This window comes from Streptomyces sp. NPDC085524 (assembly GCF_044541755.1).
Classification (GTDB): Bacteria; Actinomycetota; Actinomycetes; order Streptomycetales; family Streptomycetaceae; genus Streptomyces.
In genome coordinates, this window is the sequence record NZ_JBITTH010000007.1 from 172,357 (window position 1) to 187,868 (window position 15,512).

Consider the following 15,512-nt stretch of genomic DNA (forward strand, 5'->3'; position numbering starts at 1 on the left):
AGTTCGATGAGCCAGGCGGCACAGAACCTGAACTGGTTGATCACCAACTTCGTGGACAACACCCCCGGGGTGTCCCACACGGTGGTGGTCTCCGCCGACGGCCTCCTTCTGGCGATGTCCGAAGGCTTCCCGCGCGACCGCGCCGATCAGCTGGCGGCCGTGGCCTCCGGTCTGACCTCGCTGACCGCCGGAGCCTCCCGCATCTTCGAGGGCGGCGCCGTCAATCAGACCGTGGTCGAGATGGACCGGGGATTCCTCTTCCTCATGTCCGTCTCCGACGGATCCTCGCTGGCCGTACTGGCGCACCCCGAGTGCGACATCGGCCTCGTGGGCTACGAGATGGCCCTCCTCGTGGACCGTGCCGGCAGCGTCCTCACCCCGGACCTGCGCGCGGAGCTGCAGGGAAGCCTGCTCATCTGACCGTCAATCTCCCGGTCGGCCGGTACTGCCGGCCGGGAGACCGGGGCCCCCGCCCCGGTACCCAGTACCCCCGATAGGCCGTCATACCGTCCCCCCACCGGCCGCCCCGTCAGACGGCACGCTGACCACTGCTGTCCAGCCCGGAGGATCAATGACCCCGCCCCCCGCCTACCCCGATGCGTACGGAGATTCGTACTCGGAAGGCGAACAGCCGCTGGTGCGTCCGTACGCGATGACCGGCGGCCGTACCCGGCCCCGCTACCAGCTCGCCATCGAGGCCCTGGTCAGCACCACGGCCGATCCGATGCACCTGTCCGGCCTGCTCCCGGAGCACCAGCGCATCTGCACCCTGTGCCGTGAGGTCAAGTCGGTCGCGGAAGTCTCCGCGCTGCTGTCGATGCCGCTCGGTGTGGCCCGGATCCTCGTCGCCGACCTGGCGGAGGCCGGCATGGTGGCCATCCACCAGCCGGGCAATGGAGAGGCCGGCGGCACGCCGGACGTGACGCTGCTGGAAAGGGTGCTCAGTGGACTTCGCAAGCTCTAACGGCGGAGCGGCTCCCGCCCGCTCCACCACCTCGGCGAAGATCGTGGTCGCCGGTGGCTTCGGCGTGGGCAAGACCACGTTCGTCGGCGCCGTGTCCGAGATCAACCCGCTGCGCACCGAAGCCGTCATGACCAGCGCCTCCGCCGGGATCGACGACCTGACCCACACCGGGGACAAGACGACCACCACGGTCGCCATGGACTTCGGCCGCATCACGCTGGACCAGGACCTGATCCTGTACCTCTTCGGCACCCCGGGCCAGGACCGCTTCTGGTTCATGTGGGACGACCTCGTCCGCGGCGCCATCGGCGCGATCGTGCTGGTCGACACCCGCCGCCTGGCGGACTGCTTCCCGGCCGTGGACTACTTCGAGAACAGCGGCCTGCCGTTCGTCGTGGCCCTCAACGGCTTCGAGGGGCACCAGCCGTACACGCCGGAGGAGGTCCGCGAGGCCCTGCAGATCGGCCCGGACGCCCCCATCATCACCACCGACGCCCGCCACCGCGCGGACGCCAAGAGCGCCCTCATCACGCTCGTCGAGCACGCGCTGATGGCCCGGCTCAAGTAACGGCGTTTCAGCTTCCGCCGCAGGGGCGGGCTGTGTCCTACGACACGGCCCGCCCCTTTGGTTCATAACGTTTCGACAGAGAATTGGCGGCAGTTGGCGACACGCCGCGTTCGGCTGGTGCCGCTACGCGCACAACTCCCCCCATTTTTGCCGTAGGAAGCTCTTTATGTCCGATTTATGTGAGGCGTAAGTCTCGGGGAATGGCCGATTTCAACTGTTTGGAACACGGCCGTTAACCGTGCTGGAATTCAACGAACTAGCTAGTAGTACCGCCGAGAGGTTGTTGGTCGAGTGAGGCGAAGCAACGCAAGCCCCGCGGATGAACCCGCGCGCGGCAACTTCACCCCGCCGCCGCGAGCGGCCGCGTCGCCGGTCGACGTTCCCGTGGGCCCGCCCGAGAGCAGCGGGAGCACCAGCAGGTTCTCCCCGCGCAACTGGCGCGTGCCGACCCGTCTGAACGCCATCCTGCTCGTGCCCGCCCTCGTCGGGCTGGTCATGGGCGGCTTCCAGGTGAAGGGGTCCATCGACACCTGGAACGAGGCCAAGGACGCCGAGAAGATCGCCCGGGTCGTCCAGGCCGCCTCGGAATACAGCCAGGCGCTGCTCAACGAGCGCGACCTCTCCGCGGAGCCGCTGCTGCTCGGCGACGCCAAGAACGACGTGGTCGCCAAGGTCCGCAACACGACCGACGGCGCCAAGGTGAAGTTCGACCAGGCCGTCAAGGACCTGCCCGAGAACCAGGGCATGGAGCGCCGTCTGGAGCTCTTCCGCGCGGAGGAGCCCAAGCTGGCGCAGGTCCGCGAGAAGGCCTACCAGGCGGCGCTCGAGACCGCGAAGAAGAACCTCCAGAACGGCCAGCCGGGTCCCATCCCGACTGAAGAGGGCTACGTGCTCGTCGAGCACTACCTGATGCAGTTCTCGAACGAGCTCGGCCTCGGCACCGGCAACGTGACCTCGTACGGCCGCATGGTCTACGCGATCGAGCTCGCCAAGGCGGCGAACTCGCTGCAGCGCTCCGTCGGCACGCACCTGCTGGTGCGCCCGAACCCCGACGAGAACATACGCAAGGCTCAGCTCGTCGCGTTCTCCTCCTACGCCTACCTCGAGGAAATCGCCATCGGCGAGTACGTCGCGGCGGGTACCGAGGAGGACGTGAACCGCCTCAAGGAGGTCATGGCGGCGAAGTCCAAGGCGGGCGAGGCGCGGCTCACCGAGGCGAAGCGCCAGGCCGAGCAGGCCGGCGTGAAGTTCGTGCCCCCGCCGGCGGGGGCCAACGGCTCCCCGCTCGCCGGCATGACCGACGCGATCGCCAGCGGCGGGACCAAGAAGCAGCTGGCCGAGGGCGGCACCACGCCCGCCGCCTGGCAGGCCGCCGCCACCGCGAAGTTCGACGGCTACGACGAGGTCGAGAAGGAACTGCTCGACAAGGCCGTCAAGGACGCCGTCGCGGTCTCCGAAGACGCCCGCAACGAGGCCATCACCAACGGCGCCATCGTCGTCGTGGCCCTGCTCGCCGCCTTCATCCTCGCGGGCCTCATGGCCCGCCAGATGGGCCGTGCGATGCGCCGCCTGCGCTCCGCCGCCTTCGACATCGCCGAGCAGCGCCTGCCGATGCTCGTCGACCAGCTCTCGCGCACCGACCCCGGCAAGGTCGACACCCGCGTGCAGCCGATCCCGATCGACTCCGCGGACGAGATCGGCGAGGTCGCCCGGGCCTTCGACCAGGTCCACCGCGAGGCGGTCCGGCTCGCCGCCGAGCAGGCGCTCCTGCGAGGGAACGTCAACGCGATCTTCACGAACCTCTCCATGCGCAACCAGTCGCTGATCGAGGGCCAGCTGACCCTCATCACCGACCTGGAGAACAACGAGGCCGACCCGGACCAGCTGGAGAACCTCTTCCGCCTGGACCACCTGGCCACCCGTATGCGCCGCAACGGCGAGAACCTCCTCATCCTCGCGGGTGAGGAGCCGGGCCGCCGCTGGGACCAGCCGGTGCCCCTCGTCGACGTCCTGCGCGCCGCCTCCTCCGAGGTGGAGCAGTACGAGCGCATCGAGCTCTCCGGCGTCTCCGACGCCGAGATCCACGGCCAGGCCGTGACCGACCTCGTGCACCTCCTCGCCGAGCTGCTGGAGAACGCCACCACGTTCTCCTCCCCGCAGACCAAGGTCCGCGTCAACGCGACCCGTCTGCCGGACGGCCGCGTGATGGTCGAGATCCACGACAAGGGCATCGGCCTCACCGCCGAGGACTTCGCGGACATCAACCACAAGCTCGCCAACCCGCCGACCGTGGACGCCGCGATCTCGCAGCGCATGGGTCTGTTCGTGGTCGGCCGGCTGGCGGACCGCCACAGCATCCGCGTCCAGCTGCGCCCCTCGGGCGAGGCGGCCGGCACCACGTCGCTGATCATGCTCCCGGACGCCATCACCCACGGTGGCGGTGGCGAGGGCATCCCGGACGACGACTTCACCGTCTCCTCGATGATCCCGCAGCAGCAGGCCCAGCAGGCCGCTCCGATGCGTACGGCCGCCGAGCTCGGCTTCGACGACTCGCGCTACGACCAGCCGGGCTCCGACGGCCGCGACCTCGACCCGGTCGGCCGGTCCCTCGTCCGCGAGGAGCGCCGTGCCGCGCTGGAGGCCCAGGCCCAGAATGGCTACCCGCAGGACCAGCAGGCGCAGTACGACGGCCAGCCGGGACCGGCCGGCCAGGCCGGCTATCCGGAACCCCAGCCGGAACACGGGTACCAGCCGTACCAGGGCTACGAGCAGCAGGCCGAGCAGGGCTACGAATCCCCGTACGAGGCCCAGCAGCCGCAGCAGGGCTTCGATGCGTACCAGCAGCAGGACTACGGGTATGCGGAAGCCGCCTACCAGGAGCAGCAGCAGGCCGAGCAGTCCTACGACGGCGGCTACGAGGCCCAGCCGGAGCAGGCCGAGTGGCCGCAGCAGAACTCCTACCAGCCCGCGTACGAGCAGGACTACGGGACCGAATCGGAATCGCCTGCCGTACCCGAACAGGCCCCGGAGCGCGTAGGCTTCGACCGTTCGGGCACCTCTGCGGACACCGGTCACGCGATGACCGGAGCGGGCCTGCCGCGCCGTGGCAGCCAGCAGCAGTGGCAGCCGGCACAGCAGGAAGCGGAGTCCCCCGGATCCCTCTTCGAACAGCGGCCGCCGCGTCAGCAGCAGCCCGCGGCGCCGGAGCGGGAGACGGAAGGGACGGACGGCAGCAGCGGGTGGCGCTCGGGCAACGACGAGCGCTGGCAGCAGGCAGCCAAACTCCGTGAGCCGAAGGCGGGCGGGGTCACCCCCTCCGGTCTTCCCCGGCGAGTGCCCAAGGCCAACCTGGTCGAGGGCGCAGCGGAGACGACCCCGCAGGGAGGCCCCCAGGTCTCCCGCGCCCCGGAGGACGTCCGCGGCAGGTTGAGCAACCTGCGGCGGGGTGTCCAGCAGGGACGCAACGCGGGTTCCGAGCAGTCAAGTAACAGCTATGACCAGGAGCGTTAGTGTGAGCGCGATGAGCCAGGCGGCGCAGAACCTGAACTGGTTGATCACCAACTTCGTGGACAACACCCCCGGGGTGTCCCACACGGTGGTGGTCTCCGCCGACGGCCTTCTGCTGGCGATGTCCGACGGATTCCCGCGCGACCGCGCCGATCAGCTGGCGGCCGTGGCCTCCGGTCTGACCTCGCTGACCGCCGGAGCTTCCCGTATCTTCGAGGGCGGCGCCGTCAACCAGACCGTGGTCGAGATGGACCGGGGATTCCTCTTCCTCATGTCCGTCTCCGACGGATCCTCCCTCGCAGTGCTGGCGCACCCCGAGTGCGACATCGGCCTCGTGGGCTACGAGATGGCCCTCCTCGTGGACCGAGCGGGCAGTGTCCTCACCCCGGATCTGCGTGCGGAGCTGCAGGGAAGTCTTCTCAACTAACAGACAGGCAGTGTGTTTCGCGCCATCGCACCGTAGGGTGCGGTGGCGCGGTTCCACAGGGAGTACTGCGTTCTTGGAGTCGGAGGAGGAAACGTGACAACACCCGGAGGACATCCTTATGGCGGCGCGCAGCAGCCGCAGGGTGGGCACGACCAGAACCGCTTCAACTTCCCCTCCGCTCCCAGCCGGCCCGTGCCGGAGCACAACCCGTACCAGCAACAGCCGTACGCACACCCCCAGCAGCCCCAGCAGCCCTCCATGCCGGCGCAGCAGCCCCCGCGCGCTGCCCGGCAGCCGGCTCCCAAGGCCCACAACCCGCTGGTGCGTCCGTACGCGATGACCGGCGGCCGTACCCGGCCGCGCTACCAGCTCGCCATCGAGGCGCTGGTCAGTACCACGGCAGATCCCGCGCGGCTGCAAGGGCAGTTGCCCGAGCACCAGCGCATCTGCCGCCTGTGCCAGGAGATCAAATCCGTCGCGGAGATCTCGGCACTTCTCTCCATTCCTCTTGGTGTCGCCCGCATCCTCGTCGCCGACCTGGCGGAGGCGGGCCTTGTCGCCATTCACCAGCCCGGCGGCGACGAGTCTGCCGGCGGCCAGCCAGATGTGACACTGCTCGAAAGGGTGCTCAGTGGACTTCGCAAGCTCTAACGGCGGAGCGGCTCCCGCCCGCTCCACCACGTCCGCGAAGATCGTGGTGGCGGGTGGCTTCGGCGTGGGCAAGACCACGTTCGTCGGCGCGGTCTCCGAGATCAACCCGCTGCGCACCGAAGCCGTCATGACCAGCGCCTCCGCCGGGATCGACGACCTGACCCACACCGGGGACAAGACGACCACCACGGTCGCCATGGACTTCGGCCGCATCACGCTGGACCAGGACCTGATCCTGTACCTCTTCGGTACGCCGGGCCAGGACCGCTTCTGGTTCATGTGGGACGACCTCGTCCGCGGCGCCATCGGCGCCGTCGTGCTCGTGGACACCCGCCGTCTGGCGGACTGCTTCCCCGCGGTGGACTACTTCGAGAACAGCGGCCTGCCGTTCGTGATCGCCCTCAACGGCTTCGACGGCCACCAGCCGTACACGCCGGAGGAGGTCCGCGAGGCCCTGCAGATCGGCCCGGACGCCCCCATCATCACCACCGACGCCCGCCACCGCGCGGACGCCAAGAGCGCCCTCATCACGCTCGTCGAGCACGCGCTGATGGCCCGCCTGCGGTAGTCGGCCGCCGAATCCGCCGAAGGCCCCGTGTCGTCCGACACGGGGCCTTCGCGTACGTGCGTCTCCGTCCGCGCCGCGCGCACGCCTGCACACGCCTGCGGACGCCGTCACGGCATGCGGAAGGCCCCGCACCCTGGGAGGGTGCGGGGCCTTCTCGGCTTCGGGGCTCAGCCCTGCCAGCTGTGCGGGGCGCGGAAGCCCGGGGTGCGCTCCAGACGGCGCCAGCCGGCCTGGGAGCGCGGGGTGGCCGCGGTCTCGGGGGTGGCGGCGGCACGGGCGAGCAGGATCGCGGTGATCGCGGCCAGCTCCTCGGGTGCGGCGTTGCCCTTTTCGACGCGCAGCAGGGTGTCGGTGCTCATCGGTGGCTTGTCTCCTCTTACTGCGGCGGGTTGCCGTGTTTGCGGGACGGCAGGTCGGCGTGCTTGTTGCGGAGCATCGCGAGGGCGGCCACGAGGGTCTCGCGGGTCTCGGCGGGGTCAATGACGTCGTCGACGAGGCCGCGCTCGGCCGCGTAGTACGGGTGCATCAGCTCGGCCTTGTACTCCTTGACCATGCGGACGCGCATGGCCTCGGGGTCCTCGGCGTCCGCGATCTGCTTGCGGAAGATGACGTTGGCCGCGCCCTCGGCGCCCATGACGGCGATCTCGTTGGTGGGCCAGGCGTAGGTGATGTCGGCGCCGATGGACTGGGAGTCCATGACGATGTACGCGCCGCCGTAGGCCTTGCGCAGGATCAGCGAGATCCGCGGGACGGTGGCGTTGCAGTACGCGTAGAGCAGCTTGGCGCCGTGGCGGATGATGCCGCCGTGCTCCTGGTCGACGCCCGGCAGGAAGCCGGGGACGTCCAGCAGGGTGATGATCGGGATGTTGAAGGCGTCGCACATCTGGACGAAGCGCGCGGCCTTCTCGGAGGCCTCGATGTCGAGGACGCCGGCGAGGTGGCCGGGCTGGTTGGCGACGATGCCGACGACCTGTCCGTCCATCCGGGCCAGGGCGCAGATGATGTTGCGGGCCCAGCGCTCGTGGATCTCCAGGACGTCGCCATCGTCGACGATCTCCTCGATGACCTTGAGCATGTCGTACGGGCGGTTGCCGTCTGCGGGGACCAGGTCCAGCAGGACCTCGCTGCGGCGGTCGGCCGGGTCGCTCGTCTCGTGGACGGGCGGGTTCTCGCGGTTGTTGGAGGGCAGCATCGAGATGAGGTAGCGGACCTCGGAGATGCAGGTCTCCTCGTCGTCGTACGCGAAGTGCGCGACGCCCGAGGTCTCGGCGTGCACGTCGGCGCCGCCGAGGCCGTTCTGGGTGATCTCCTCACCGGTGACGGCGCGGACGACGTCGGGGCCGGTGATGAACATCTGCGAGGTGTCCCGGACCATGAACACGAAGTCCGTGAGGGCCGGGGAGTACGCGGCGCCGCCGGCGCACGGGCCCAGCATGACCGAGATCTGCGGGATGACGCCCGAGGCCCTGGTGTTGCGCTGGAAGATGCCGCCGTATCCGGCGAGGGCGGAGACGCCCTCCTGGATGCGGGCGCCGGCGCCGTCGTTCAGGGAGACGAGCGGGGCACCGGCCGCGATGGCCATGTCCATGATCTTGTGGATCTTCGTGGCGTGGGCCTCGCCCAGGGCGCCGCCGAAGATGCGGAAGTCGTGGGCGTACACGAAGACCGTGCGGCCCTCGACCGTGCCCCAGCCGGTGATGACACCGTCGGTGTAGGGCTTCTTGGCCTCCAGGCCGAAGCCGGTCGCGCGGTGGCGGCGGAGCTGCTCGACCTCCTTGAAGGAACCCTCGTCGAGCAGCAGCGCGATGCGCTCACGGGCGGTGAGCTTGCCCTTGGCGTGCTGGGTCTCGGTCGCGCGGTCACTGGGGCCGCGCCGCGCCTGCTCGCGCAGGGAGTGCAGCTCGGCCACGCGCCCGCGGGCGTCCGTGGGCTCGCTCGGGGTCTGGTCCACAACGGTCATGTACCGACCTTACGAAGCGGTCCATGAAAAACCTCCGTTCATTCCGCACAGTCTCGGGAGTGTTCCGCTGTCCGGCCCGCACAGTACGGCGAAGGGATGCATGGACTCCGCCAGACGGGACCTTCGTCCTTTGTGTGACTTCCACAAAACTGCGCGACACCCCCCAGAGATGTTGAAATTTGAACGGAATAGGCCTAACGTCGTTCTCGTTGAGGTCGTTGAACATTCAACAGACCGCAGAACCCCCACCGAGGAGCACGTCATGGGCATCTTCACCCGCCGCAGCCAGACCGCCGACACCACCACCGCCGCCGCGCTCGCCGTGGACCCGGCGCTCGCCGCCCTCACCGGCGACTACGCCATCGACCCCGCCCACAGCAGCATCGGCTTCACGGTCCGCCACGCCATGGTGACCAACGTCCGCGGCGGCTTCGAGGCGTTCGAGGGCAGCCTGCACCTGGACGGCAGCGACCCCGCCCGTTCCACCGCCTCCATCGACGTCACGATCGGCTCGGTCAGCACCGGCATCGCGGACCGCGACGCCCACCTGCTGGGCAGCGACTTCTTCGACGCCGAGCTCTTCCCGAAGATGACCTTCCGGTCCACCGGGGCGGCGCAGCTCGGCGGCGACAAGTACCGCATCACCGGCGAGCTGACCATCAAGGACGTGACGCGGCCGCTCTCCATCGACATGGAGTTCAACGGCTCCGCCACCGACGTCTACGGCAGCGAGCGCGTCGGCTTCGAGGGTTCCGCCGAGATCCTGCGCTCCGAGTGGGGCCTGACCTGGAACGCCGCGCTGGAGGCCGGCGGTGTGATGGTCAGCGACAAGGTGAAGCTGACCTTCGACATCTCCGCGATCAAGCAGGCCTGACCGGAGCCCGGGGGCGGCTAGAAGCCGCCCCCGCCGTCGAAGCCCCCTCCTCCGTCGAACCCTCCACCGCCGCCGAAGTCCCCGCCGCCGAAATCGGACGGGTCGAAGTCGGCTCCGGACACGTCCCCGCCGTCGAAGCCGTTGCCGCCGCCGAAATCGGAGGCGTAGGCCGGGCTGGACATCATCGAACCGAGCATCGTGCCCATGAGCAGGCCGGGCAGGATGCCGCCGCCGAAGTAGCCGCCGGCCCAGGGACCGTACGCCGGTCCGGCGTCGTAGTACGGGCGCGGCCCGTGCTCGGTGTCGACCGTGCGCACCGCCGGGTCCAGGCCGTCACGCAGCCGTACGGCGTCCGCCGTGCAGACGGGCACGGTACGGGTGGCCCCGCCGGCCGGAGCCCAGGTGGCGTCCTCGGTGCTCGGCCCGTGCCGCGGGTCGAAGAAGCACGGCGAACGGCGCTCGGGCAGCGGCTCGCCCTGCCGGCGTGCGTCGAGGCAGGCCAGCGCGTACCGCCCGTCCTCCAGTGCCTGCGTGACCCCCTTGACCTCTTCCGGGTACTGGACCGAGGCCATGATCTGCTTGGCCCGCTCGTACGAGTCGAGCCCCTGCTCGTAGTCCTTGCGCATGGCGTCGTCCGCGCCGGGCTCGCCGGGGTGGAAGTCGAGCCGGTCGAGTTCCTCGCCGAAGGCCGTGATGTCCTCGTCGACGACCACGGCGAGCCGCTCGACGGCCTCGCGCCGGGCCTCTTCCTTCTTCTTCCGGTTGCGCCTCACCAGTGCGTACGCACCGCCGCCGCCGACCGCGGCGACCGCGGCGAGGGTGATCAGCCCGCCGACGGGGGCACCGGAGTCCGCGTTGCTCCCGCCCCAGGAGGCGGGGGCGCGGCCCTTGGCCTGGCTCAGCGCCTGGTCCACGAAATTGTCGAGCTGGGTGCTCGCGTCCGGCGACCCCACCTTCACCGCGTCCGTCAGGTTGCGCACGGCGTTGCGCGGCATGACCGCACGGTCGGCGCCGGCGTCGAAGCCGTCGCCGAGCCGGATCGCGTACAGCCCGGTGATGCCCGTCTCGGCGCGGACGGCCCGCAGCACCGTGTCCTTTGGGAACTCCGCGGTGGCGGGCAGCACGGCGACGAACACCGGCTTCCCCGAGTCCTTGATCTTCTTCGCGAGCGCGTCCGCCCGGGCCCTCGGCAGCTGGGCCTCGGCCCGGGGGTCCACGTAGACGGGCCCGTTCTTGAGGGCCTCCCCCACGGCGGCCACACCGGTGTCGGCCGACGCCTGTGGGGCGACCACGAGGGCGGTCGCCGACAGGGCCAGCAGCAGACCGGACAGCACCGATCCGCAACGTAGGGATATCAGCCTGGTCCTCATACACACGAAGCTACCCGAACGGGCCAATTCCCGTGTGAGTGGGACATAAGCCCGCCCGGGCGGGTGAGGGGGACTACTCGGCCGGTTCCACGCCCGCGTGGAGGAGGCCGTACGTGAAGGCGTCCTCCAGTGCCTGCCAGGAGGCGGCGATCACGTTCTCGGCGACACCGACCGTGGACCACTCGCGGGAGCCGTCCGTCGTGGAGATCAGGACCCGGGTCGTGGACTCCGTGCCGTGCTTGCCCTCCAGGATGCGGACCTTGTAGTCGATCAGCTCGAACTTGGCCAGCTGGGGGTAGAAGCGCTCCAGGGCGACCCGCAGCGCGCGGTCCAGGGCGTTGACCGGGCCGTTGCCCTCCGCCGTGGCGACGATCCGCTCGCCCTTGGCCCACAGCTTGACCGTGGCCTCGTTGGCGTGGGTGCCGTCCGGGCGGTCCTCGACGATCGCGCGCCAGGACTCGATGCGGAAGTACTTGCGGGCCCGGCCCTCGGCCTCCGCCCGCAGCAGCAGCTCGAAGGAGGCGTCGGCCGCCTCGTAGGTGTAGCCCTGGAGTTCCCGCTCCTTGACCCGTTCCACGACGCGGGAGATCAGTGCGCGGTCCCCGTTGAGGTCTACGCCGAGCTCCTTGCCCTTGAGCTCGATGGAGGCCCGGCCGGCCATGTCGGAGACCAGCATCCGCATGGTGTTGCCGACCCGCTCGGGGTCGATGTGCTGGTAGAGGTCCGGGTCGACCTTGATGGCCGAGGCGTGCAGGCCCGCTTTGTGCGCGAAGGCGGAGAGGCCCACGTACGGCTGGTGCGTGGAGGGGGTGAGGTTGACGACCTCGGCGATGGCGTGCGAGATCCGGGTCATCTCGGCCAGCGCGCCCTCGGGGAGGACCTTGCGCCCGTACTTGATCTCCAGGGCGGCCACGACGGGGAAGAGGTTGGCGTTGCCGACGCGCTCGCCGTAGCCGTTCGCCGTGCACTGGACGTGCGTGGCGCCCGCGTCCACGGCCGCGAGGGTGTTCGCGACGGCGCAGCCGGTGTCGTCCTGGGCGTGGATGCCGAGGCGGGCACCGGTGTCGGCGAGGACGGTGGCGACGGTCGCGGTCACCTGGGCGGGGAGCATGCCGCCGTTGGTGTCGCAGAGGATGACGACGTCGGCGCCGGCCTCGTGGGCGGCGCGCACGACGGACTTCGCGTACTCGGCGTTGGCCCGGTAGCCGTCGAAGAAGTGCTCGCAGTCGACGAAGACGCGGCGGCCCTGGCCGACCAGGTAGGAGACGGTGTCGCGGACCATCTCCACGTTCTCGTCGAGGGTGGTGCGCAGCGCGAGCTCGACGTGGCGGTCGTGGGACTTGGCGACGAGGGTGATCACCGGGGCGCCGGACTCCAGCAGGGCGCGCACCTGCGGGTCCGTGGCGGCCGAACCGCCGGCGCGGCGGGTCGCGCCGAAGGCGACGAGCTGGGCGTTCTTGAAGTCGATCTCCGCACGGGCGCGGGCGAAGAACTCCGTGTCGCGGGGGTTGGCGCCGGGCCAGCCGCCCTCGATGAAGCCCACACCGAACTCGTCCAGGTGGCGGGCGATCGTCAGCTTGTCGGCGACGGTGAGGTTGATGCCCTCGCGCTGGGCGCCGTCGCGCAGGGTGGTGTCGAAGACGTGGAAGCCGTCGTCCACGCCCCCGGACAGCACAGGTGCCGCCTCTGGTGTCGTCGTCATGCTGATCTGACTCCTGTCGGATGAGTGGTTCCGGGTACCCGGGATCCACTGCCCCCATCATCGCGCGCGTTCACTTCCCGGCATGGATGGTGCCGGGAAACGAAAAAACCTCTCGCGGGTGCGAGAGGTCTGCGCGCGGGTCTGGGGCACGGTGGCCGCTTCCCGCGAAGGTCTTCCACGGTTCAGCGGCCACTGAGGACCGGCGCGCTGCTGGCGATAATCATGAGCTGAGCAGGCACGCTCGCAGTGTGCCATACCGCTCGCCGCGGATGGACGGGGATCTCAGCATGCGGGCACCGCCGGCCCGCGGGGCGCGGCCGACTGCGCCCGCGGGTCAGCACCGGTCCCACCGCGGCCCGGTGCCCGCCGCCGGCCTGCCGGGCGACACCGGCGCTGCCGGGCTGCCGGGCTGCCGGGGCAACTCCAGCCCCGTGGGCATACCGGCCTGCCGGGGCGGTTCCAGCCCCGCCTGCGTTCGAGGCGCGGGGTCCTGGGCGGAGCCCCGGCTGCGGCGCCGCCGCCCGCCGTCACGCCCGGCCCCGGGCTACGGCTGGGGGGTGAGGGCTTCCGTGAGGAACTCGCGGACGTGGTCCAGGATCCCCGCCCGGTCGACCGTCGGCAGACCGACCGCCAGCTGGATGCTGAAGCCGTCCAGCAGCGCACGCGTACGGGCGGCCAGCCGGTCCGGGTCCACCGGCCGGAACTCGCCGCGCGAGATGCCCTCCGCGAGCAGCGCCACCAGGTCGCGGTGCCAGGCGCCCTCGATGGCCGCCTGCCGTTCGCGTTCCTCGGGGCCCGCGTTCTGCGAGCGGTTCCAGACCTCCAGCCACAGCGTCCAGTGCGGGTCGCGGGCCTGCGTGGGCACGTAGAGGTCCACGTACGCCTCCAGCCGCTCCCGCACCGGGCCGCGCCGGGACAGCAGCGCGCGACGGGCGGTGCCCAGCTCCGCCTCGCTCCACTCCAGTGTCTGCAGCAGGAGCTCGTCCTTGCTGCGGAAGTAGTAGAGGAGGTGGCCGCTGCTCATGCCGACCTCGCGGCCCAGGCCGGCCATGGTCAGGCCCTCCAGCCCGCGCTCGGCGATCGTGGCCATGGCGGCGACGAGTACGTCCTCGCGCGGGGGCGCGTTCTTGCGCGCCGCCCGTACCGGTACTCCGCCCGCCGCCATGGTCACTCCTTCGAACGTGGTGCCTCGGGTCAGACCTTCGGCTGCTGCTGGGTGATGCAGTGGATACCGCCAAGGCACCCCCCGCCACCCTCCTGGCCTGCAAGACCTCGCCCCATTGTGCACTCCATGGGAGGCGGATGGGAGTTAGCTGCTCGCGCGGCCGGCGCGACGGTCCTCGGTCTTCTCCCAGCGAGTCTGCAACACCTTGATGACCTGCCGCTCCATAGCCGGGCTCACATCCGAGTACACACCCCTCACGCCCTGCACGATGTGGCCCAGCCGCTCCTCGATGGCGACGGCTGCCACGCCGTCCTCCTCGAGCATCGGCGAGTGCGCATGCCGGATCAGGTGGATGCGACGCTTGGCGAACGACTCGACCGCTGGAAGCTCGGGCCGCTCATAGCGCCCTGACCTCGCAGCGAACCCATCACGGACCGGCTTCCAGTAGTAGGTGTTGAAGTCCGTCGTCAGTAGAGGACCCCCGCTCATGGCAGGGAACAGCCACTCCGAATCGTGGGAATCGAGAAGCTCCTGGTGGAGTGCTGCGAGAAAGGGGGGAATTACCAAGGTCCTCTCGCTGCCGTACTTGGGAGGGGCGAGGACGGGAACACCTTTCTCGTCCGGGTTCCGGGGGTCCTTGCGGTACTTGTGCTGCCACTGCACCCGCATCACCGGCATCGGCTTCTTGCCGCAGTACCGCCACAACGCCTTCTCCCGCCGCTTGCGGTCTTCCTCGGAATCGGGCCAGTTGGGGCCTACGTACTCGCGGCGAAGCCCGTACAGCTCACCAATGCGCATGCCGGTGTAGGCCTTGGTGAGCATGAAGACATATCCGGGGAGACCCCAGACCTCTCGCGCATTGTCCGCAAGCTGGTGCAGGTCTGCAGTCGGTACGTGTTCCTTCTCTTCCCTCTCAGGCCGGACGTAGCGTCCGCGGCGGTTGTTCTTCTTCGGGAGGGGGGACCGCGCGATGAGCGGCGGCTGATGCTTCACGGCATCGTCCATCAGCATGCCGAAGAGCATCCGGATATCCCGCACATAGTTCGCCGAGATCTGACCCTTCAGCTCGTTCAGCCACTGCTGACAGGCGAGGGTCGTGATCTCGTTGAGGGGCGTGTCTCCCCATTTGGGGTTGAGCTGGGCCCGCAGCCGCTTGCGGTATGAGTGCACTGAGGACTCATCCAAGTCCACCGCCTTGAGCCATTGCTCGGCCCAGTTCCGAAAGAGGATCTTTCCGTCGGCTCGGACGATCTGGCGTCCGTTGCGGATGTCCGACTCGCGGTCGAGGCCGTAGTTGAGGGCCTTCTCTTCGTCCCAGTCTTCGCTCGGGACGCCCGACTTGTAGTCGTAGATCTTCCTGCCGGTCTCCGGGTTGATCCGGCCGGTGTCCCACTTCACGCGGAGGCTGTTCCCCCGCCATTCGATCCATGGCATGAGACTCCCTAGGAGTGGCGTGCGGGTCCCCGGCTGGTACCCCTACCACCGGGTTTCCGCACCCTACTGGTCAGGTGTCGCCCTGCCACACTGGACAGTTGCGGCATCCCTCGCAGTCTCCTCCGCTGCGCCTCACGGTCTCACGCATGGACTGCCGGGCTGCGGCATCCTGCGTGATCTCGGGAGGCGCCACGCAGACCATTCTCCCATTGGCTGATCCGGACCAACCCGCGAACGTCGGCCCGTTGTCCATGAGTAGCAGGTGTCTGCGCACACCGATTCCCCCCTTCCGGGACCGGGAATCCCCCAAGGTGATGCTTCG

14 protein-coding genes are annotated in these 15,512 nt (G+C 69.6%); 8 read left to right on the forward strand and 6 right to left on the reverse strand.

What is annotated here, in order from left to right:
* Window positions 1–6 precede the first annotated feature (6 nt).
* The 7 genes from ACIGFK_RS12935 (at window position 7) to ACIGFK_RS12965 (ending at window position 6,685) form a co-directional block, all read left to right on the forward strand.
* A complete protein-coding gene (locus tag ACIGFK_RS12935; RefSeq protein ID WP_008739864.1) occupies window positions 7–420 on the forward strand; it encodes a roadblock/LC7 domain-containing protein in 414 nt (137 codons plus the stop codon).
* 151 nt (window positions 421–571) lie between these two features.
* Window positions 572–964 (forward strand): DUF742 domain-containing protein, encoded by a 393-nt coding sequence (locus tag ACIGFK_RS12940; RefSeq protein ID WP_365166228.1) that lies wholly within the window; start codon window positions 572–574, stop codon window positions 962–964.
* Window positions 945–1,532, forward strand: coding sequence for an ATP/GTP-binding protein (locus tag ACIGFK_RS12945; RefSeq protein WP_254385735.1), 588 nt, complete (start codon window positions 945–947; stop codon window positions 1,530–1,532). The genes ACIGFK_RS12940 and ACIGFK_RS12945 overlap by 20 nt, the downstream gene beginning before the upstream one ends.
* A 291-nt stretch (window positions 1,533–1,823) precedes the next feature.
* The gene (locus ACIGFK_RS12950; RefSeq protein WP_376662247.1) at window positions 1,824–5,042 is read left to right on the forward strand and encodes a nitrate- and nitrite sensing domain-containing protein; all 3,219 of its coding nucleotides are present in this window, start codon (window positions 1,824–1,826) and stop codon (window positions 5,040–5,042) included.
* 10 nt (window positions 5,043–5,052) lie between these two features.
* Window positions 5,053–5,466, forward strand: a complete 414-nt coding sequence (locus ACIGFK_RS12955; protein ID WP_030037347.1) for a roadblock/LC7 domain-containing protein — start codon at window positions 5,053–5,055, stop codon at window positions 5,464–5,466.
* A 93-nt stretch (window positions 5,467–5,559) separates the two neighbouring features.
* Window positions 5,560–6,117, forward strand: a complete 558-nt coding sequence (locus tag ACIGFK_RS12960) for a DUF742 domain-containing protein (protein ID WP_376662248.1) — start codon at window positions 5,560–5,562, stop codon at window positions 6,115–6,117.
* Complete coding sequence (locus ACIGFK_RS12965; RefSeq protein WP_073911148.1) at window positions 6,098–6,685, forward strand: ATP/GTP-binding protein; 588 nt, start codon at window positions 6,098–6,100, stop codon at window positions 6,683–6,685. Before ACIGFK_RS12960 ends, ACIGFK_RS12965 begins: the two co-directional genes overlap by 20 nt.
* Window positions 6,686–6,852: 167 nt before the next feature.
* Here the strand turns inward: ACIGFK_RS12965 and ACIGFK_RS12970 are convergent, their stop codons facing one another.
* Together ACIGFK_RS12970 and ACIGFK_RS12975 are read right to left on the reverse strand one after the other, a co-directional pair.
* Window positions 6,853–7,044 (reverse strand): acyl-CoA carboxylase subunit epsilon, encoded by a 192-nt coding sequence (locus ACIGFK_RS12970; protein WP_376656562.1) that lies wholly within the window; start codon window positions 7,042–7,044, stop codon window positions 6,853–6,855.
* Window positions 7,045–7,061: 17 nt separating this feature from the next.
* The gene (locus ACIGFK_RS12975; RefSeq protein WP_400051509.1) at window positions 7,062–8,645 is read right to left on the reverse strand and encodes an acyl-CoA carboxylase subunit beta; all 1,584 of its coding nucleotides are present in this window, start codon (window positions 8,643–8,645) and stop codon (window positions 7,062–7,064) included.
* Between the two features lie 262 nt (window positions 8,646–8,907).
* On the opposite strand from ACIGFK_RS12975, the gene ACIGFK_RS12980 reads away from it, so the two are divergent.
* Window positions 8,908–9,519 (forward strand): YceI family protein, encoded by a 612-nt coding sequence (locus tag ACIGFK_RS12980; protein ID WP_376656560.1) that lies wholly within the window; start codon window positions 8,908–8,910, stop codon window positions 9,517–9,519.
* A 17-nt stretch (window positions 9,520–9,536) separates the two neighbouring features.
* On the opposite strand, the gene ACIGFK_RS12985 is transcribed toward ACIGFK_RS12980, so the two are convergent.
* The 4 genes from ACIGFK_RS12985 to ACIGFK_RS13000 all read right to left on the reverse strand — a co-directional run bounded on the left by ACIGFK_RS12985 (window position 9,537) and on the right by ACIGFK_RS13000 (window position 15,154).
* Window positions 9,537–10,889: a hypothetical protein gene (locus tag ACIGFK_RS12985; RefSeq protein WP_376656559.1), complete on the reverse strand. Its 1,353-nt coding sequence runs from the start codon at window positions 10,887–10,889 to the stop codon at window positions 9,537–9,539.
* 73 nt (window positions 10,890–10,962) lie between these two features.
* Window positions 10,963–12,591: a citramalate synthase gene (gene cimA, locus ACIGFK_RS12990; RefSeq protein WP_376656558.1), complete on the reverse strand. Its 1,629-nt coding sequence runs from the start codon at window positions 12,589–12,591 to the stop codon at window positions 10,963–10,965.
* 544 nt (window positions 12,592–13,135) lie between these two features.
* On the reverse strand, window positions 13,136–13,756 hold the full coding sequence (locus tag ACIGFK_RS12995; protein WP_376656557.1) for a TetR/AcrR family transcriptional regulator: 621 nt from the start codon (window positions 13,754–13,756) through the stop codon (window positions 13,136–13,138).
* A gap of 144 nt (window positions 13,757–13,900) precedes the next feature.
* Window positions 13,901–15,154: an integrase gene (locus ACIGFK_RS13000; protein ID WP_400051512.1), complete on the reverse strand. Its 1,254-nt coding sequence runs from the start codon at window positions 15,152–15,154 to the stop codon at window positions 13,901–13,903.
* Between the last annotated feature and the right edge of the window lie 358 nt (window positions 15,155–15,512).